The following is an 18,413-nucleotide window of genomic DNA, read 5'->3' as shown; positions in this document are numbered from 1 at the left end:
ACATGGGGTTCACTCGTGCCGCAGGGCTTCGATGGGCCGCAGGCTCGCGGCCCGGTTGGCCGGGTAGCCGCCGAAGAACAGCCCGATGGCCACGGCGATCGCGAACGCGCCGACGACCGATTCGGGGATGATCACCGGCTTGATGCCGACGATCGTGAAGTGCGAGCCGATCAGCCCCGCCGCGACGCCGAGCCCGCCGCCGATCAGCGAGAGCAGGGTCGACTCGGCCAGGAACTGCCCGAGGATGACGCCCCGGGGTGCGCCGATCGCCTTGCGGATGCCGATCTCACGGGTCCGCTCGGTCACCGTCACCAGCATGATGTTGGTGATGCCGATCCCGCCGACGAGCAGGGAGATCGCCGCCACCGCGCCGAGCAGCACCGTGAACGTCTTGTTGGTGTCCGCCTGGGTGGTGAGCAGGGACGCCTGGCTGCTGACCCGGAAGTCGAGCGCGTTCGGGTCCTTGATGCCGTGCCGGCTCATCAGGACGGTGGTGATCTCGTTCTGCGCCGGCGTCGTCGCGTCGGCCGACTTGGCCTCGACGAGGATCTGGCCGATCGAGCCGAAGCCGGTGAACGCGTTCTGCACGGTGGGCAGCGGCGCCACCACCACGTCGTCCGGGTCCTGGAACCCGGTGCCGCCCTTGGTGGCGAGGACCCCGACGACGGTGAACGGGGTGCCGCCGAGCGTCATCTTCTTGCCGACGGGGTCCACCGTGCCGAACACGTCGGTCGCCGTCGTCGAGCCGATCACGGCCACCTTGCGCGAGCCGAGCACGTCGTCGGCGCTGAAGTAGTCGCCCTTGGCCACCTTGCTGTTGGACGCCTTGAAGTACGCCGGGTAGGTGCCCACGACCTGGCTGACCGTGTGCGACGTGCCCTCGTACAGTGCGGTCTGGGAGGTGGTGGTCTCGGGGGCTACGGACTCGACGTGGGGTGCGGACGCGGGGTCGGCGAGCGCCCGGGCGTCCTCCACGGTGAGCGGCTTGGTGGCGGTGGCGCCGGAGGAGCGCGCGCCGCCGAAGCCGCCGCCGGACGAGACGGTGAGCGCGTTGGTGCCGAGCTTCTCGATCGAGTCCTTCACGGCCTGCGAGGAGCCGTTGCCGACGGCGAGCAGCACGATGACGGCGGCCACGCCGATCAGCACCCCGAGCATGGTCAGGGCGGAGCGCACCTTGTTCGCCGCGAGCCCGCCGAAGGCGAAGCGCAGCGTCTCGAACGGGTTCACCGGCCGCCTCCGACCAGGGTGTCGCTTCCGGTCAGGGCGTCGTTCTCGCGCAGGGCGGGCGGCGGGCCGTCCACGGGTGCCTGGCGCACGTCCTCGACGATCCTTCCGTCGACGAGCCGCACGACCCGCTTGGCGTGCCGGGCCACCTCGTCCTCGTGGGTGATGAGCACGACGGTGCGCCCGGCCGCGTTGAGCCGGTCCACCACGGCGAGCACCTCTTCGGTGCTGTGGCTGTCGAGGTTGCCGGTGGGTTCGTCGGCGAGGAGCATCGCGGGCGCGGTGACCAGGGCGCGGGCGACGGCGACGCGCTGCTGCTGGCCGCCGGAGAGCTCGTTGGGGCGGTGGTCCATCCGGTCGGCGAGCCCGACCATCGTCAGCGCGGCCTCGGCCCGTCGGCGCCGCTCGGCGGGCTTCACACCCGCGTACGCCAGCGGCAGTTCGACCTGTGCCAGCGCGGGGGTGCGCGGGACGAGGTTGAACGACTGGAAGACGAAACCGATCTTGCGGTTGCGTACGAGCGAGAGCTGGCGCTCGTCGAGGCCGCCGACGTGGATGCCGTCGAGCAGATACCGCCCGGAGGTGGGTACGTCGAGGCAGCCCAGGATGTTCATGAGGGTCGACTTGCCGGAGCCGGAGCTGCCCATCACGGCGACGAAGTCGCCCTGCTCGACGACGAGTTCGACCCCGAGGGCCCGGCCGGTCACCGGGTCGGCGGGGCCGCTGAGGGCGTGCACGGCGGCGTCGCCGTGCCCGTACGTCTTGATCAGCGAACGCACCTCGATGACGGGCGCCGGGGCCCACGGCCCGGTGTCGGTCCGTGTGTCGGTGAGGGGCACGGGCAGGTTGGCCGCCGCTCTGTGCGGCCACTGGCGCAAGGCCGTGAGGGCGCGCGACCAGGTGGGAGGCTTCAGGGAAGGGGTCATCCGCGGCCACCTCCGCCGCCACCGGTACGGAAGCCACCGCCCGCGCCGCCCGCGCCGCCGCCACGGGTGCGCCCGGCGCCGCCGCCCAAGCCGCCGGGGAAGGCACCGCTGGGGAAGCCGCCGTTGCCCGACGCGGACACGCTGGCCAGCTGCACCTTGGCGCCCTCGCTCAGACCGCTGAGGATCTGGTCGGCGCTGTCGCCCTCCAGGCCGACGGTGACCGGGGTGCGCTGGGTGGTGCCGTCGTCGTTGACCACGGTGACCGTGCGGTTGGCGCCGGTGCCGCTGACGGCGGCGGTCGGCACCGACAGGGCACCGGACGCCTCGCCGGTGACGACCTGGATGCTCGCGCTCAGTCCCGTACGCAGGTTCGAGGTGGGACTGGTGATGGTGAGGGTGGCCGCGTACTGGACGGCGCTGCCGGAGCTGTTGCCGCCCCCGCCGCCTCCGCCGGAGCCCGATCCGCTGCTGACGGGCAGTGAACTGACCGACAGGACCTTGGCGTTCAGGACCGTGCCCGACTCGGCGTTGAGCGTGACGGTGGCGGCCTGGCCGGGCTTCAGCTTGAGTGCGTCGGCCTCGGAGAAGTTCGCGGTGACCTGCATGCCGGAGGGGTTGGTGAGGACGACGAAGCCGGAGAGCGCGGAGGAGGAACCGGAGCTGGTGGAGCCTGAGTTGGAGCCGCTCGCGGACCCGCCGCCGCTCCCGCCGGCCGTGCTGTTGCCGCCGGTTCCGGAGACGGTGTCTCCGGTCTTGGCGGACACGGACGCGACGGTCCCGGCCACGGGGGCGCGGAGGGTGGTGCCGTCGACCGCGCGCTGCGCCGCGTCCACGGCGTTCTGGGCCTGGGTGAGCTGCGCCTCGGCCTGCGCGAGCTGGGCGGGGTCGACGGTGGGAGAGGGGGTGGGGGTGGGCGCGGTGTTGGCGGAGCCGCGCGAGGAGGAGCCGCCCGACCCGGAGCCGGATCCGGTGCTCGTGCTCGGCTGGCCTTCCTGCACCTTGGTGAGGTTGGCCTGGGCCGCCGTCAGCGACGCCTCGTCCTGGGCGAGGGTCTCCTTGGCGGCGGTCGCGTCCACCTTGCCGAGGAGTTGGCCGCGGCTGACCTTGTCGCCCGGTTTGACGTTGACCTGGGTGAGCTTGCCGCCGGTGGTGAAGTTCACCCCGGCGTCGCTCGGCGAGGACAGCGAACCGGAGCCGGACACGGTGGCGAGGACCGTGCCCTTGGCGACCGTGACGGTCCTGGCGTCGGCCCGCGCGGAACTGTCGCTGTGGCTGGTCACCGCCGAGTAGGCGCCACCGGCGCCCGCCAGGACGGCGACACCGAGCACCGAGTTGATCAGGACGGCTTTGCGCTGTCGTGGGAGCACCTTCATGACGGCGGATCCTGGCGGCTCGCACTGAGGAACGCCTGGGAGATTCCTTGGAGTTTCCTGGGAGTGCGAGGGCCGGAGAAACCTCGCATTACGGGTACGAGGTGGCGCAACGGGCCGCCACTGGTGCTCCGGGGGCCCCGTGTGGGGTGGGACGTTCAGGGAACTCCCAGGTTTTCCCCCGGAAGCGCCCATGCGGGTGCGGTTCAGTCATGGGTCGCGTCGGGGGTGTTCCCGGTCGGGGGGTGTACGCACTCGAAGGGGACCGTCGTCAGCCCCCGGCGCACCAAGCCCCACCCCGCGACGCCGGTCGCGCGCACCCCGCCGTACCCGGCACGTCGTACCAAGCCTGACGTACCAAGCCCGCTGTACCGACCTCGCCGTACCGATGCCGCCCTGCGAAGCAAGCCGTACCGACCTCGCCGTATCCAGCCCGCCGTACCAACCCTGCCCCACCGAGCCCGCAGCACCGAGGAGACACCGGACATGACCTGGACCAAGAGCCGGCCCGCGACCGCACGCGCCGCCATCCTCGTGCGGGCCGCGGTGTCCGCCGGGGCCGTGACGGCGTGCGGGCTGCTGCTCGCGGCGTGCTCATCGTCGACGGCCGCGACCAGCGCGGACGCGAAGCCGGGAGCTTCCGCCTCCGCGTCCGCTTCGGCCGGGGGGAAGGGGATGGACGCGTACCGCCAGTGCCTGGCGCAGCACGGCGTGACGCCGGCACCCCGGCCGAGCGGCAGCGGACGCCCGAAGGGCGCGGGCCGCCCCAGCGATGGCACGCGGCGCCCGGGTGGAGGGGGCTTCGGCGGCTTCGGGGGCGGGGCGTCAGCCGACCCCGCCCGGCAGCAGGCGGCCCAGGCGTGCGCGAGCCTGCGCCCGCAGTTCAACGGCCGCGGCGGTGGAGCCGACAGTACGGCGATGAAGGCGTTCACGAGCTGCCTGAAGGATCACGGAGTGGTGCTGCCGTCGGCGTCCCCGGGGGCGGGGGGCGGCCGACGCGGCTTCAACACGTCGGACCCCAAGTCGGCGCAGGCGTACGAGGTGTGCAAGGCGCTGCTGCCGCAGCGGCGGTCCGGGGCGCCGTCGCCTTCGGCGAGCCCGACGGCTTGAGGCGGGCGGGGCGACCCGTTCCGGCGGGTCAGGTGCGCCGGGCGGCGGAGCGGCCCACGGCTGAGGAGGGGGCGTCGGCCGGGCGGGGATCACTGGTGGTCCGGGCGGTCGTGGTCCCCGTACCGCGCCGGATCAGCCGGTGGCCCAGCTCGCCGACGAGCAGGCCGGTGGCGATGACGGCGGCTGCCGGGAGGCCGAGACGGTTCACGGAGACCACGTCGTCGAGCAGAAAGCCGCCGATGATCGGTGCGAGCGATACGCCGATGTAGTTGGCGGAGGAGCTCAGCGAGATCGAGAGCTGGGAGGCGGCGGGGTTCACGCCGACGAGCCGGTGCTGGATCGGTACGAGCATGGCCCAGCCGCACGCACCCCACACCACGACGGCGACGAAGGCCGTCACGAGGTGACGGCTGGTCCAAGGGGTGGTGAGGAAGACGAGGACGGCGGTGACGCCCGCGGTGTTGATGACGACGCGGTTGCCGAACGCGTCGGTGAGCCGCCCGGCGGACAGGTTGCCCGCCACGGCGGCGCCGCCCCAGGCGAACAGCAACCACGCGAGGGTGGTGCCGTCGCCGTGGGTGGCCGGTCGGAAGACCTGGCTGACGTAGGTGTAGAGGACGAAGAGACCGCTGTACGAGATGAGCAGCAGGAGCAGGGTGAGGGTGATCCGCGCGTCGGTGAGCGGGGAGAGCCGCTGCTTGAACGGTACGGCGGGTGGGCGCGGGACGGCGGGCAGTCCGACGAGGACGGCGACCGCGGCGAGCGCGCCGACGGCGGCCACGAACATCATGGTGCCGCGCCAGTCGGCGATGCCGCTGATGGCGGTGCCGATGGGCGAGCCGAGGGCGGTGGCGGCGCTGAGGCCGCCGAAGAGGACGGAGAGGGCGGTCGCGCGCCGCTCGGGTCCGGCGAGGGCGACGACGGCGCCCGCGGCGGTCGGGGTGAACATGGCGCCGCCGAGCGCCGCGACGACGCGGAAGGCCATGGCCGTCTCGAAGGTGGGGGCGAGGCCGGTGCCGATGTTGCCCGCGACGAAGACGGCAAGCCCGCCGAGGAGCAGTGCCTTGCGCGACGCCCGGCCGGCGACCGAGGCCACGAGTGGCGACAGGATCGCGTACGCCAGGGCGTAGGCGCTGATGAGTTGGGCGCTGGTGGGGACGTCGACGTCCAAGTCGTCGGCGACGCCGGGCAGGATGCCGGCCACCACGAAGCTGTCGGTGCCGATGGCGAACATGCCGATGGCGAGCGCGAGGAAGCGGACGTTGAGGTGCTTGTCGGTAGGTGTCATGGGTGGTTCCTGGGTGGATACTCGCACGGCGAACGACGCTCCTAACGGAGAAGGTGTTGGTTTTCCGTTACATATCAACGGCGTGACGGTACGTCGGCTCACGGTAAATCTCAACTGATACCGTGAGGAGCATGGACGCTGCCGAACGACTCCCCACACCACAGGGCCCCGCCCCGGGCGAGGCCGAACACGACTCGCTGGCGCTGGTCAACACGGAGTACGCACTGCCGGGCGGGCCGTACGAGGGCCTGCCGGACGGGGTGGCGGCGGGCCGGTGGCTACGAGAACGCGGGTTCGGTGGGGCGGGGAAGGTGACCCAGGCGGAACTGCGGCGCCTCCGCATGCTGCGTGAGGCCGTGAGGGCGGTCTTCAGCGCGCACATCGCGGGCGAAGGCCCTGATGACCGGTCCCTGAAGTGCGTCAACGAGGCGCTGGCTGCGGCACCGGGCGTACGCGAACTGACGTGGAGCGCGGAGGGCCCGCGACTGGCGGTACGGGAGCGGTCGGGGACGCGGATGGAGGCGGTGCTGACGCAACTGGCGGAGGACGGTGCGGAGTTGCTGACCGGCGAGTCGGCCACCAAACTCTCGGCGTGCGGGGCCCAGGGCTGCACCCGCCTGTTCATCCGAGCCCACGCGGCCCGCCGCTGGTGCTCGGACCGCTGCGGGAACCGGGTTCGGGCGGCTCGGCATTATGGGGGGCGGGGGAGGGGGGTGGAGTGATGTGACTGGGCGGACGCCTCCCGCCCCGCTGCTCGGCCTGGTTTGAGCGCGTCCGCGTTGTCCCGGCCTTGAGCGACGACAGCGCCGACCAGGGCGGCAACGGTGTGAAGTGGGACCCCGAGCCAGTCCGCCCACGCCGCACAGTAGCGGTCGTCACGGACGAGTGTCTCGCCGATGTCGAAGGCCACTGCGCGGATCATGGGCGGGATCTTACGGGGCGGCGGCGAGGTGATGGAGCACGCCGATCGCCCCGGAACCCGTGAGCAAGCCCTGACCCCCGGCACCCGAACCGGCGTCCCAGCAGGCAGGCATCAGCGGCCACGGTCCACCCCAAGTGGCCCCACCCCAGCAGTCCCCGGCACCGCCCGAACGCGCCCCTCACCGCCCCCGCCCCCGGTCCAACGTCGCCCGCATCGCATCCATGATCTCCTGGCGCGCCGCCCGGAACGCGCGGCGCGCCTCTGCGCAGCCGGGTGTCTCGTACGTGGCCCCCGCCATCACCGCGTCCCGGTAGTCGCCCAGCGCCCTCGTCGCCGCCCGCGCCCGTGTGACGACCTCCGCGGGAGCGACGAGCTCCAGCTCGTACTGGCGCGCGTACACCGCGTTGTCCTGGATCGCGGGCCTGGCCTGTTCGGCCCGATCCTCCGGCGCGGCCGTGAGGGAACGGCTGGCCAGCGAAATCGCATCCCGCGCGAGCGTCGCCGCGTCCAGATAACGGGCGTACGCCGTACGTAACTCGCTCCGCTCCTGTTCACCCAAGTTGCGTCTCCACCGGGACCGCTCGGCCAACAACGTGCTGCCCATCCCGATCAACGCACCCATGGCCGTCCCCACCACCGTCGCCCACTCCATGGCCGGAGGATAGGGAACACCCCCTCGCGACGACACCCGCTCCCACACCCCCCGTGGCGGCGGCCCGCCTTCCGGTTCGCCAAAGGGGCACGTCACCGTCCCGCGCCGCCCGCCCCCCCCCGCTGAGCGCGGCCACACCCCCGCCCCGGCAGCGGCACCCACTCAGCCCATCCCCCCGCGCGCCCACCCCATCCCCCGCGATCCAATGAACACGTGACCGCCGGACAGCTCACCGCGACCCTCGCCGCGCCGCCGGCCCCGCACGACGCCGCCGCGCCGCACGACTGTCTCGCGCGCAACGAGTGGATCTGCGGCCAGTACCTCTCCACCCGCCGTCACATCCTCTGGGACGCCGTCGTCCAGCATCTCCAGCTGACCGCCGTCTCCGTCGTGATCGGGCTCGCCATCGCCCTCCCGCTCGCGGTCGCCGCGCGGCGGTGGAGGTGGGCCGCCGGGCCCGTTCTCGGGGTCACCACCGTCCTCTACACCATCCCCTCCCTCGCGATGTTCTCCCTGCTCCTGCCGGTGTACGGGCTCTCGGCCACCCTCGTCGTCGCCGGGCTGGTGCTGTACTCGCTCACCCTCCTCGTACGCAACATCCTCGCCGGACTGCGTGCCGTGCCCGAGGACACGCGGCAGGCCGCGCGCGGCATGGGATACGGGCCCGTACGGCTGCTGCTCTCCGTCGAGCTGCCGCTCGCGCTGCCCGCCGCCATGGCCGGGCTGCGGATCGCGACCGTCTCCGCCGTCTCCCTCGTCACCGTCGGCGCCATCGTCGGCTACGGCGGCCTCGGCAACCTCATCTACTCCGGCATGAACACCTACTTCAAGGCGCAGGTCCTCACCGCGTCCGTGCTGTGCGTGGTCATCGCCGTCGTCGCCGACCTCGTACTCCTGCTGGCCCAACGCCTCCTCACCCCCTGGACCCGGGCGGTACGCGCATGAGCACCTGCACCCCCCGGACCCGGGCGGGCCGCCCATGACCACCCTCTCCGACGCCTGGTCCTGGCTCACCACCTCCGCCCACTGGCACGGCGAGAACGGCATCGCCCACCGCCTCGGCGAGCACCTCTGGCTCACCGCGCTCTGCCTCCTCATCAGCTGTCTCATCGCCCTGCCCGTGGCCCTCGTCCTCGGGCACCTCGGCAGAGGCGGGGCGCTGGCCGTCAACCTCTCCAACATCGGCCGGGCCGTCCCCACCTTCGCCGTCCTCGTACTCCTCCTGCTCACCCCGCTCGGGCGGCACGGGGAAGCGCCGACCATCGTCGCCCTCGTCCTCTTCGCCGTACCGCCGCTCCTCACCAACGCGTACGTCGGGATGCGCGGGGTCGACGGCGATGTCGTGCGGGCCGCCCGGGGCATGGGCATGACCGGCGGCCAGATGCTGTGGCGCGTCGAACTGCCCCTCGCGCTGCCGCTCGTCCTCACCGGCGTACGGATCGCCGCCGTCCAGCTCGTCGCCACCGCCACCCTCGCCGCGCTGGCGGGCGGCGGCGGGCTCGGGCGGATCATCACCGCCGGGTTCAACCTCGCCTCGACCCCGCAGGTCGTCGCGGGTGCCGTGCTCGTCGCCGTCTTCGCGCTGCTCGTGGAGGCGCTCTTCGAGATCGCCCAGCGGCTCGCACCCTTCTGGGCGAGGGGCGGCCCCGGATGACAGCCTTTCGGCTCACCGCCAAATCCCGGCCCGCCGCAGAACCCCGGCCCAACGCCGAACTCCGGCCCGCCGCGGAACTCCGGCCCACCGCCGCAGCCCGGCCCACGGCCAAAGCCGGGCCCATCGCACAGACCCGCCACACCCGGCGCCCCCACCACACCCGCCTCGCCGCACTGCTCGCCGCAGCCGCCCTCACCGCCACCGCCTGCACCACCGGCCCCACCCTCGAAAACCAGGGCAGCGTCACCGCCCCGCCCGGCGACAGCAAACACCTCACCATCGGCACCGCCGGATTCACCGAGAGCGACCTCCTCGCCCAGATGTACGCCCTCCTCCTCGACCGCGCCGGCTACCGCACCAAGATCCTCTCCGTCACCAACCGCGAGCTCTACGAACCCGCCCTGGAGGCCGGGCAGATCGACGTCGTGCCCGAGTACGCGGCCACCTTCGCCGACTGGCTCAACGCCAAGGCGCACGGGCCCGACGCGCCCGCCGTCGGCTCGCCCGACCTGATCACCACCATGACCGCGCTGCGGGCCCTCGCCACCCCGCGCGGCCTCACCGTCCTCGACCCCGGCAGGGCCGTCGACCAGAACGCCTTCGCCGTCGCCGCCGACTACGCCCGCGCGCACCGACTCCGCACCCTCAGCGACCTCGGCGCCGCCGAACTGCCCGTACGGCTCGCGGCGGGCGACGAATGCGTCCAACGCCCGTACTGCGAACCGGGGTTGAAGAAGACGTACGGCATCAACATCACTGCCGTCGACCCCAAAGGCGTAGGAACCACTCAGTCCAAACAAGCCGTACAGAACGGGCAGGACCAGATGGTCCTCACCACGACGACGGACGCCACCCTCGACGCGTTCGGGCTCGTCCTCCTCGCCGACGACAAGCACCTCCAGAACGCCGACTACATCGTGCCCGTCGTCAACCGGGCCCGCGCGGGCAGCGAAGGCGTGACCAAGGCCCTCGGCGCGCTGAACACGGTCCTCACCACCGCCGACCTGGCCGACCTCAACCGGCAGGTGGACAGCTGGCGGCGGCTTCCCTCGGACGTGGCCAGGAACTACCTGGTGTCGAAGGGCCTCATCGGGCCCTGAAGAGACGGATCAGGCCCTGACGAGGCGCATCAGGCCCGGAAGAGACGGTCCCGCAGCCGGTCCTTGCCCCGGCGGTGCAGCCGGTGCTGCACCCGGCCGAGACCGTGGTCCTGCGGCTGGTCGTCGAGCAGTTCCTCCAGATGCTCCTGCACCCGGACGTGGACGTGGACGTCGTGCCAGCCGTCCGCGTGGAGCTGGGCGCTGCGCCGGGTGCTCTCGATGTCGAACCCCGACTTCAGCGCGACCCGGCAGGCCGACTCGTTCGCCGTCGGGTGCGCGATCTCGATCCGGTGCAGCCCGACCGTGTCCAGCGCCCACGACGCCAGCGCCGTCACGGCCGCGGGCGTCACGCCCTGGCCCCGCAGCGAGGGCAGGATCCAGTACCGGCAGTCCGCGCGGCCCACCGCCAAGTCGATGCTGCACAAGGCGATCCAGCCGATCAGCGCGCCGTCATGCGCCCGCACCACCGCCCAGTGCGCGTCCGTCTCCGCGCGCCAGCCCTGGCGCCAGCGCGCGATCCAGCCCCGGGTCTCGATCTCGCAGTCCGCGCGCCGCCGCGTCCAGTGCTGGATCGCCGGATCCTGGTACGCCTCGTAAACGAACGGCGCGTCGGAAAGTTCCCAGGGCCGCAGGAACACGCCGGCGGACACCGGGATGGCGGGTTGATCGGAGCGGCCGAGACGTCCCGCCGGGACGACCGCAGGGACCAGCTGGGGCATGCGCCCCATCATGGCAGCGGACCGCTCCCGAAGGGGGCGGTCCCGGCGGACAGGACGGGCGATTTCTCATACGACACGCCGTCCACGCCGACCAGTTGACAGCGACAATGAGGCGGACGAGGCCAGGGGACGCGACGGGCCGGAGAGACGAGAGGGGCCAGAGAAATGGATCACGAGGAGCTCGGCAGCAGGTTCGCGGCACTGACCACCGCGCACATCGCGGACGCGTGTCTACGCGCGCGCGTGCCGGTGCGCTGCGCACCGCCGGCCGTACGCGCGGCGGTGGCGGGCGGCCGTGTCGCCGGGCGCGTCGCACCCGCCCGCCACACGGGCAGCGTCGACATCTTCCTTGAGGCGTACGAGCAGGCCGCGCCCGGTGACGTACTCGTCGTCGACAACGGCGGACGGCTCGACGAAGCCTGCGTCGGTGACCTCGTCGTCCTGGAGGCCGTCGACGCGGGTCTCTCCGGCGTGGTGATCTGGGGCCTGCACCGCGACACGGCCGACATCCGCGCCATCGGGCTGCCCGTGTTCAGCGCGGGCGCCACGCCGACCGGCCCCCAGCGTCTGGACGGGCGCGCCAAGGACGCCCTGGAAGCGGCCACGGTGGGGGAGTGGACGGTCGGCCGCGCGGACATCGTCCTGGGCGACGACGACGGCGTGCTGTTCGTCCCCGCCGACCGCCTCGGTGAACTCCTCGCGCTCGCCGAGATCATCCGGGACACCGAACGACGCCAGGCCGAACGCATCCGCGACGGCGAGTCCCTGCGCTCCCAGGTCCACTTCGACCGCTACCTCGCCGACCGCCGGGACAACCCCGCCCTCACGTTCCGCGAGCACCTGCGGGCCGTCGGCGGCGCCATCGAGGAGTGACGCGCCGGGCCCGGCACCCCCTCGACCACGAGCCGGGCGCGCGGCCGTGATACGTACACCTACTGACGATACGTACACGTACTACGTACGTACGCGAGGAAGGGACGGGCGTCCACGATGCTGATCGGTACGCAGGAGCCGCTGGCCGTCGAGGTGGCGACGGCCATCCGCACCGGGGACCTCCGGCGCCTCCAGGAACTCCTGGCAGAGCATCCCGGACTCGCCGGGGCCCGGCTGGGCGACGAGCTGATGAACCGCACCCTGCTGCACATCGCCACCGACTGGCCGGGCCACTGCCCCAACGGCCCGGCGGTCGTGGCCGCCCTCGTCGCGGCGGGCGCCGACGTCGGCGCCCGCTTCACCGGCCCGCACGCCGAGACGCCCCTGCACTGGGCGGCCAGCTGCGACGACGTACCCGTCCTGGACGCCCTGCTCGACCTCGGCGCGGACATCGAGGCGGACGGCTCCGTCATCGCGGGCGGCACGGCCATCGGCGACGCCGTCGCCTTCGGCCAATGGCGGGCCGCCCGCCGCCTCCTCGAACGCGGCGCCCGCACCACCCTCTGGCAGGCGGCCGGACTCGGCGAACTCGACCGGGTGGCCGCCCACTTCACCCCCGGCGCCACACCGGTGACCCCCGCCGAAGTCACCGAGGCCCTCTGGTGCGCCTGCCACGGCGGCAGCCGCCCCACCGCCGCCTACCTCCTGGAGCGGGGCGGCGACCTCAACTGGGTCGGCTACGACGAACTCACCCCGCTCGACGCGGCGGCCCGCTCGGGCCATGACGAGATGGCGCGGTGGCTGCGGGGCCTTGGAGCCCGGTCGGCCGAAGAGCCCACCTGACACGGCCCCGGCCCGGCCCCGATCCCAGCCCGAACCCGTCCGTCGGCCAGGGATTCGCTCGCCGCGCCGTCGGAACCGTGCGTTGTCAGTGGTGCGTGCGAAGGTGGTGGGCATGAACGAGACCCCGCGACACGCACCGGACGGGCGGCCCATCCCGCCCCCGCACGCCGACGAACGGACCATGCTGGAAAGCTGGCTGGACTTCCAGCGGGCCACGCTCGCGCTCAAGTGCGCCGGGCTCGACGACGACCAGTTGCGGACGGCTTCCGTCGAGCCGTCGGCGATGACGCTCCTCGGGCTCGTCCAGCACATGGCGGAGATCGAGCGGAACTGGTTCCAGCGGGTCTTCGCGGGTCAGGACATACCGTTCCTGTTCGGCAAGGAAGGGGACGCCGGTTTCGCCCTCGTGCCCGGACAGGGCATCGACGACGCGCTGACGCTGTGGCGCGCCGAGGTCGACATCAGCCGTCAGCTCATCGCCGACGCCACGCTGGACGAGTCCGGCCTCCTCTCCGCCGACAACGCGGCGGTCCTGGGTGACCCGAGCGTGTCCCTGCGCTGGATCCTCATCCACATGATCGAGGAGTACGCCCGGCACAACGGGCACGCCGACCTGATCAGGGAGCGGATCGACGGGACGACCGGCACCTGATCTCCGCCGTCTGATTCCCGGCACCTGATCTCCGGCACCTGATTCCCGCACGGCACCACCGCCTGCGCTACACCCCTTCCGGCGGCGGGTCCGGGCGGTTCAGGTTCGGAACGATCCGGTCCAGGTCCCACGCGTGGGCGCGCGGCAGCGGCAGGTCCTCCCCGTAGCGGTTCAGGTAGCGCACCGGCTTGCGGCCCATGCCCTCCGTCGTCGGCGCGTACACGACCCGTACCGCGGGATAGACGTCCAGGACGAAGCCGACGGCGGTGGAGTGCGTGATCCCGGCCTCCACGGACTCGGGTTCGGCGCCCTCCAGGTCCGGGGGCCGCCAGTCCTGGTCGACGCGGTGGGCCAGCGCGCGGAGCTCCTCGACCGCCGGGCCCGGCAGTTCGGGCCAGTGCAGTTGGAGGTGGCCGACACGCCGGTCCCCGGTGAGGCCGAGGACGCAGCCGGACTGCCAGACGGGGTGGCCGTCCACGAGCCTGCCGAGGTGCGCGTACCGGTTGCCGGGCTCGGGCTCTTCGAGCTCCGCGCGGCCCGACTCCGCGTCGAAGGCGGCCACTTGGGTCTGTTCGCGCACGATCCCCTCGTCACCGATCTCCGCCTCCGGCACGCCCAGTGAGACGAGCACGGCACGGCAGCTGCGCAGCAGCTCCTCGTCGGGGCCGTCGAACACCCCCAGTTCGCGTCCCACGCCGAAGCGGTTGTCCTGCACGAAGTACGTCAGCGAGTCCAGCCGCCTGCTGAACAGCGTGTCGCGGGACCGGACGCCGATCATGTTCTGGGCCCCGCCGCTCTGCTCGACGGCGTCGAAGCTCAGCCCCAGCGCCGATTCACCGAGCTCGCGCAGCCGCGTGACCTCGGCGTCGTCGCTGTAGTCGCCGTAGCCCTGTCCACTGGGCGAAGTCATCGTTCGGCCTCCAGGAATGCCACCGGTCCGCCGCTCACCGGGTCCGCCACTTCCAGGCGAACCAGGCGGGAGTGAAGTTGAAGGTGCTGTGCACGCCGATCGTCTCGTTGTCGCGCCGCCAGATGGCGTCCGAGCGCGACTCGCCGGCCGCCAGGGCCACGGCGCTGCACCCCGACTGGATGTCGATGGTGCCCGAGTCCATCCAGGCGTCGCCGACGCTCTGGTGCGGGAAGAACCAGAAGGCGCCGGTGGCCCGGATCGCGAAGACGATTCCCCGGTCGGCGCTGTCCAGCGTGTCCGCCGACAGGTTTCCCGAATGCCCCAGCGCGATGTGCATGCCCTGGAATACGGGGAACCAGGAGTTCGCCAGCGAGACGAGGTCCATCGGGCAGCTGGCGTCGATCACCGCGTACTGTATTCCGTTGCGCGAGTTTCCCCAGCGGATCTCCTTTCCGATGGTGATGACATTCGGTTGGCCGAACCGCCCGCACACCACCAGGAAATCGGGATCGGTGGCCTGGGGCGACCGTTGGCATATCCCGTGGCCGGTGAAGAAATACAGCTCGACGAGATCGCTGCCGCCCTGCGGTTCGAGATCGCCGCCGCCCGTCTCGCGGAAGTCGGAGCCCCAGACGTCCCTGTTCTCCCAGTGGCTGAAGAGCTGGTGGCCCGCCATCTGGAACACCGCGGCGAACCCGCGGGCCTCGGGAATGGTGGCCGGGAGGTCGGGCCCCCCGCACCCATTGGGAACGTAGTCGCGAACAGCGCCTGTGGAGAATCGCATCCGGAATCACCTGCGTCCCTCGGGCAGCGGGCCATATCCCGTACACCGCTGCCAATGATTCGGTGTCACGCGCCCGTCCATGATGCTTTTCCGGCAAGGAACCGGCAAGCCCGTTGTCCGAATGGAACAGAGAAATCCGGATGAGGTGAAGGGTTACGGGCCGTAAGTGGCGGGCCAACGGTCAAGTGCCGCCTTTTGTCGCGCACTTCTTCGGCCGGTCCCCTTCGGCCGGTCCCTTTGGATCGGCCCCTTTGGGGCAGTCCCCTCCCCGAGCCGGCTCGCTGCCGCTGCCGCCTTCACCCGGAGGCGGCCCGCCTCACGATCCGCCGTCGGCCGAGGGCGGTGCCGACGGCAACCGGACCTCGAAGGCCGCGCCCGCGTCCGGCGCGCCGCTCACGGTGAGCGTGCCGCCGTGCCGCTCCACCACATCGCGGGCGATGGCCAGGCCGAGCCCCGCCCCGCCCTCGTCCCGGCTGCGGGCGTCGTCGAGCCGTACGAACCGCTCGAAGACGTGCTCGCGCTCGGCGTCCGGCACTCCGCAGCCGTCGTCGGTGACGGTGAGGACGGCCCGCCCGCCCTCGGCGCGGAGCCGGACGACGACCTCGGCGACGGCGTGCCGCTGGGCGTTGTCCAGCAAGTTGCCGAGGACCCGGGCCAGTTGGGCCCGGTTGCCGTCGACCGCGAACCCGTCCGACGCGGAGGGGACGTCGGCCGCGGGAGCGACTCGGTCGGCCGGGGCGCGCCGGGCGAGCTCCTCGCGTACCAGGGAAGCCAGGTCGACCCGGGTGGTCGGCGGCCGTTCACCGGCATCGAGCCGGGCCAGCAGGAGCAGGTCGGCGGCGAGGTCCTGGAGCCGTACGGTGTCCTCGATCGCGCCGCTGACCAGCTCGCCCCACAGCGCCGGATCGGGATGGGCCTGGGCCACCTCCAGCTGGGTGCGCAGCACGGTGATCGGGCTGCGCAGCTCGTGCGAGGCGTCCGCGATGAAGCGGCGCTGCCGGATCCCGGACGCCTCCAGCCGGTCCAGCGTGGCGTTCACCGTCACCGCGAGCCGCGCGATCTCGTCCCCGCTCGCCGGGACCGGCACCCGGCGGTGCAGCTCGCGGTCGCCGATCTCGGCCACCTCGGCGCGGATCGCCTCCACGGGCCGCAGCGCCCACCCCGTCACCCGCCAGGTCACCAGCGCGACGGTGAGCACCAGCAGCGGCACCGCGACCACCAGCGCGGCCGTGATGGTCTCGTCCGCCGTGTCGGCCTGCCGCAGCGAGGTGCCCGCGTACACGGTGACCAGGCCGTGCGGCGTCGTCGTGGTGACCTGCACGACCCGCTGGCGGTGCTCCTCGCGGGTGCGCCCGCCGTTCCAGGTGTCCCGGACCGTACCCGGCCCGTCGGGGCGCGCGGCGGACAGGGCGGGGCGGCCGAGGAGGTTGGGGCTCGCGGCGAGCACCCGGCCGTCGGCATCGACGACCTGGAGGAAGTCCGCGCCGCGTTCCGGCGCCAGCACCGGTCCCAGCCGCCCGCCGGCCGCGAGACCGGCGGTGAGCACGGCCTGCCGCTCGGCGTCCGCCTGGGCGTCGCGCACGAGGTTCTGCCGGAGCAGGCCGAGCAGCCCGAGCGAGGCGACGCCGAGCGCCAGCGCCACCACGAGCGAGGCGCCCAGGGTGGCCCGGGCCCGTACGGAACGCGGGCGCAGCCGCCGCAGCCGCCCCCGGCGCGCCGCCGGGGCCCCGGGCGGCTCAGCCACCGTCGGCCGCCAGCCGGTAGCCCGCGCCCCGGACGGTCTCCACGGCGCCGCGCCCGAACGGCGCGTCTATCTTGCGGCGCAGGGCGCTGACGTGGACCTCCACCACATTGAGGTCGCCCTCGTACGCGGTGTCCCACACCGCGCCCAGGATCTCCCGCTTGGGCACCACCTCTCCGGCCCGCCGCGCCAGTTGCAGCAGTACCGCGAACTCGCGCGAGGTCAGCCGGACTTCCGTGCCGCCCCGCAGACAGCGCTGCGCCGCCGGGTCCACCACGAGATCGCCGAACTCCATGACCGGCGGCTCCCGCCGCCCCGTACGCCGGGCCAGGGCGCGCAGCCGGGCGACCAGCACGACGTACGAGAACGGCTTGGACAGGAAGTCGTCCGCGCCGGTGTCGAGCGCCTCCGCCTCGTCGTACTCGCCGTCCTTGGCGGTCAGCATCAGGATGCCCGACTCGCACCCGGCCGCCCGCAGCCGCGCGCAGACCCGGTAGCCGTTGAGGCCCGGCAGCATGATGTCGAGGACGATCACGTCGTAGTCGTGCTCGCCCGCCAGCCACAGGCCGCGCGGGCCGTCGTGGGCGACGTCGACGGAGAAGCCCTCCGCGCCCAGCCCGCGCTGCAGCGCCGCTGCCAGGCGCCGTTCGTCCTCCACCACCAGTACCCGCATGGGCCAAGGCTCTCAGGTCCCGCCGCCGTATTGCTGAAGAGATCTTCAGGTGGCTTCAGCGGGGCTTCAGGATCCGGCGCGCACGATCTGCCGCAGCCGGGCGCGACGCCCGCGACGAAGCGAGGAGCAGGCAGATGACCGAACCCCAGCCCAGGCCGCCCGAGCCCCCGGGAGGTCCGGACGAACAGACGGCGGCCACCCCGGCCGTCGCGTCCAAGGGGCGGCGAGGCGGCCGGGTCGGCCGGCTGGTCCGGCACGGCCGAGCGAGGTGGGTGGCCCTGGGGGTCGTCGTCCTGCTCGGCGGCGGTCTCGCGGTCGCGGCGGTGGCCGCGCACGACCACCACCACGGACGCGCCTGGGCCCGCCACGCCTTCGAGGACCGGGGCCGCTACTTCGGCGGCGGGCCGGGCGAGGACCGCGCCGGGCCGCAGCGCCACCCCGGCGGTCCCGGCGGCCAGGAGCGGGGCGCGCCCGGCCGCGGGCCCTTCGGCGGGGGAGCCCCCGTGCCGCTGCCCGCGCTCTCGGCGGCGCAGGCCGTCGACAAGGCGACGGCCGCGGTCCCCGGCGGCAAGGTCGAGTCGCTGCGGGTCGTCGCGCAGCAGGGCGGCGGCAGCGCCTGGCAGGCGGTCGTGCTGGGCACCGACGGCGTCCGCCACGCCGTGACGCTCTCCGGTACGGACGGCGCCGTCACGGGCAACACCGTCGTCGGGGACCCGAGGACCACCGGCTGAGACCACCGGCCGGTGACCGCGTACCGACCGCGGCCACCGGCCGGTGTCACGGACCGCTTCCCCGACGCGTGGCGGTCCGCCTCGGCGTCGGTCACGCCCGGCGGCGCACGGCGCGGTCCGCGGCGGGCCGGCGCATGTCCCCCCGCCCGGCCGAGGCGTTGGAGGAGGATCGCGCGGATGCCGAGGTCGCCGGTCCGTCTCCGACGGGTCTCGTGATGACGCGCCGGCCCGGCTGCCGGGC

General features: G+C 73.0%; 19 protein-coding genes and 1 pseudogene. 9 read left to right on the top strand and 11 right to left on the bottom strand.

The window, feature by feature from the left end:
* Window positions 1–9 precede the first annotated feature (9 nt).
* Genes AB5J87_RS05085 through AB5J87_RS05075 form a run of 3 tightly spaced genes read right to left on the bottom strand, consistent with a single transcriptional unit; the run spans window position 10 to window position 3,523 of the window.
* Entirely contained in the window at window positions 10–1,227 is a 1,218-nt protein-coding gene (locus AB5J87_RS05085; RefSeq protein ID WP_369374375.1) for an ABC transporter permease, read from the bottom strand.
* Complete coding sequence (locus AB5J87_RS05080) at window positions 1,224–2,150, bottom strand: ABC transporter ATP-binding protein (RefSeq protein ID WP_369374373.1); 927 nt, start codon at window positions 2,148–2,150, stop codon at window positions 1,224–1,226. The genes AB5J87_RS05085 and AB5J87_RS05080 overlap by 4 nt, the downstream gene beginning before the upstream one ends.
* Window positions 2,147–3,523, bottom strand: coding sequence for an efflux RND transporter periplasmic adaptor subunit (locus AB5J87_RS05075; protein ID WP_369374371.1), 1,377 nt, complete (start codon window positions 3,521–3,523; stop codon window positions 2,147–2,149). The genes AB5J87_RS05080 and AB5J87_RS05075 overlap by 4 nt, the downstream gene beginning before the upstream one ends.
* A gap of 483 nt (window positions 3,524–4,006) precedes the next feature.
* On the opposite strand from AB5J87_RS05075, the gene AB5J87_RS05070 reads away from it, so the two are divergent.
* Window positions 4,007–4,630, top strand: coding sequence for a hypothetical protein (locus AB5J87_RS05070; RefSeq protein WP_369374369.1), 624 nt, complete (start codon window positions 4,007–4,009; stop codon window positions 4,628–4,630).
* Between the two features lie 28 nt (window positions 4,631–4,658).
* Here AB5J87_RS05070 and AB5J87_RS05065 read toward each other — a convergent pair whose 3' ends face one another.
* Window positions 4,659–5,918 carry an MFS transporter gene (locus tag AB5J87_RS05065; protein WP_369374367.1) on the bottom strand — a complete coding sequence of 420 codons (1,260 nt, stop codon included), beginning with the start codon at window positions 5,916–5,918 and terminating at the stop codon, window positions 4,659–4,661.
* 131 nt (window positions 5,919–6,049) lie between these two features.
* Between AB5J87_RS05065 and AB5J87_RS05060 the strand changes: the two genes are divergently transcribed.
* On the top strand, window positions 6,050–6,640 hold the full coding sequence (locus AB5J87_RS05060) for an ABATE domain-containing protein (protein ID WP_369374365.1): 591 nt from the start codon (window positions 6,050–6,052) through the stop codon (window positions 6,638–6,640).
* 35 nt (window positions 6,641–6,675) lie between these two features.
* Here AB5J87_RS05060 and AB5J87_RS05055 read toward each other — a convergent pair.
* Window positions 6,676–6,840, bottom strand: a pseudogene (locus AB5J87_RS05055) (HAD family hydrolase); the annotation flags it as partial.
* Between the two features lie 178 nt (window positions 6,841–7,018).
* Window positions 7,019–7,399 carry a hypothetical protein gene (locus AB5J87_RS05050; RefSeq protein ID WP_369374363.1) on the bottom strand — a complete coding sequence of 127 codons (381 nt, stop codon included), beginning with the start codon at window positions 7,397–7,399 and terminating at the stop codon, window positions 7,019–7,021.
* A gap of 399 nt (window positions 7,400–7,798) precedes the next feature.
* On the opposite strand from AB5J87_RS05050, the gene AB5J87_RS05045 reads away from it, so the two are divergent.
* The 3 genes from AB5J87_RS05045 to AB5J87_RS05035 are packed head-to-tail and all read left to right on the top strand — an operon-like array spanning window position 7,799 to window position 10,246.
* Window positions 7,799–8,437 carry an ABC transporter permease gene (locus AB5J87_RS05045; protein WP_369383357.1) on the top strand — a complete coding sequence of 213 codons (639 nt, stop codon included), beginning with the start codon at window positions 7,799–7,801 and terminating at the stop codon, window positions 8,435–8,437.
* Between the two features lie 34 nt (window positions 8,438–8,471).
* Entirely contained in the window at window positions 8,472–9,146 is a 675-nt protein-coding gene (locus tag AB5J87_RS05040) for an ABC transporter permease (RefSeq protein ID WP_369374361.1), read from the top strand.
* A complete protein-coding gene (locus AB5J87_RS05035) occupies window positions 9,143–10,246 on the top strand; it encodes an ABC transporter substrate-binding protein (RefSeq protein WP_369374359.1) in 1,104 nt (367 codons plus the stop codon). The genes AB5J87_RS05040 and AB5J87_RS05035 overlap by 4 nt, the downstream gene beginning before the upstream one ends.
* A gap of 29 nt (window positions 10,247–10,275) precedes the next feature.
* Here the strand turns inward: AB5J87_RS05035 and AB5J87_RS05030 are convergent, their stop codons facing one another.
* Window positions 10,276–10,965, bottom strand: a complete 690-nt coding sequence (locus AB5J87_RS05030; protein WP_369374357.1) for a GNAT family N-acetyltransferase — start codon at window positions 10,963–10,965, stop codon at window positions 10,276–10,278.
* A 165-nt stretch (window positions 10,966–11,130) separates the two neighbouring features.
* Here AB5J87_RS05030 and AB5J87_RS05025 point away from each other — a divergent pair, with 165 nt between their 5' ends.
* The 3 genes from AB5J87_RS05025 to AB5J87_RS05015 all read left to right on the top strand — a co-directional run bounded on the left by AB5J87_RS05025 (window position 11,131) and on the right by AB5J87_RS05015 (window position 13,333).
* Window positions 11,131–11,838, top strand: a complete 708-nt coding sequence (locus AB5J87_RS05025; protein ID WP_369374355.1) for an RraA family protein — start codon at window positions 11,131–11,133, stop codon at window positions 11,836–11,838.
* A gap of 117 nt (window positions 11,839–11,955) precedes the next feature.
* Complete coding sequence (locus tag AB5J87_RS05020; protein WP_369374353.1) at window positions 11,956–12,681, top strand: ankyrin repeat domain-containing protein; 726 nt, start codon at window positions 11,956–11,958, stop codon at window positions 12,679–12,681.
* A 112-nt stretch (window positions 12,682–12,793) separates the two neighbouring features.
* The gene (locus tag AB5J87_RS05015) at window positions 12,794–13,333 is read left to right on the top strand and encodes a DinB family protein (protein WP_369374351.1); all 540 of its coding nucleotides are present in this window, start codon (window positions 12,794–12,796) and stop codon (window positions 13,331–13,333) included.
* A 67-nt stretch (window positions 13,334–13,400) separates the two neighbouring features.
* Here AB5J87_RS05015 and AB5J87_RS05010 read toward each other — a convergent pair whose 3' ends face one another.
* The 4 genes from AB5J87_RS05010 to AB5J87_RS04995 all read right to left on the bottom strand — a co-directional run bounded on the left by AB5J87_RS05010 (window position 13,401) and on the right by AB5J87_RS04995 (window position 17,441).
* Window positions 13,401–14,243 (bottom strand): hypothetical protein, encoded by an 843-nt coding sequence (locus tag AB5J87_RS05010; RefSeq protein ID WP_369374349.1) that lies wholly within the window; start codon window positions 14,241–14,243, stop codon window positions 13,401–13,403.
* A 34-nt stretch (window positions 14,244–14,277) separates the two neighbouring features.
* On the bottom strand, window positions 14,278–15,027 hold the full coding sequence (locus AB5J87_RS05005; RefSeq protein ID WP_369374347.1) for a DUF6345 domain-containing protein: 750 nt from the start codon (window positions 15,025–15,027) through the stop codon (window positions 14,278–14,280).
* 316 nt (window positions 15,028–15,343) lie between these two features.
* Complete coding sequence (locus AB5J87_RS05000; protein ID WP_369374345.1) at window positions 15,344–16,771, bottom strand: sensor histidine kinase; 1,428 nt, start codon at window positions 16,769–16,771, stop codon at window positions 15,344–15,346.
* Window positions 16,764–17,441 carry a response regulator transcription factor gene (locus tag AB5J87_RS04995; protein WP_369374343.1) on the bottom strand — a complete coding sequence of 226 codons (678 nt, stop codon included), beginning with the start codon at window positions 17,439–17,441 and terminating at the stop codon, window positions 16,764–16,766. Before AB5J87_RS04995 ends, AB5J87_RS05000 begins: the two co-directional genes overlap by 8 nt.
* Before the next feature lie 134 nt (window positions 17,442–17,575).
* Between AB5J87_RS04995 and AB5J87_RS04990 the strand changes: the two genes are divergently transcribed.
* The gene (locus AB5J87_RS04990) at window positions 17,576–18,172 is read left to right on the top strand and encodes a hypothetical protein (RefSeq protein ID WP_369374341.1); all 597 of its coding nucleotides are present in this window, start codon (window positions 17,576–17,578) and stop codon (window positions 18,170–18,172) included.
* The last annotated feature ends 241 nt before the right edge of the window (window positions 18,173–18,413 follow it).

The sequence above is a fragment of the Streptomyces sp. cg36 genome (assembly GCF_041080675.1).
Lineage (GTDB): Bacteria > Actinomycetota > Actinomycetes > Streptomycetales > Streptomycetaceae > Streptomyces.
Note: the sequence above shows the minus strand (reverse complement) of the source record. Positions and strands in the feature narration are given on the sequence as shown.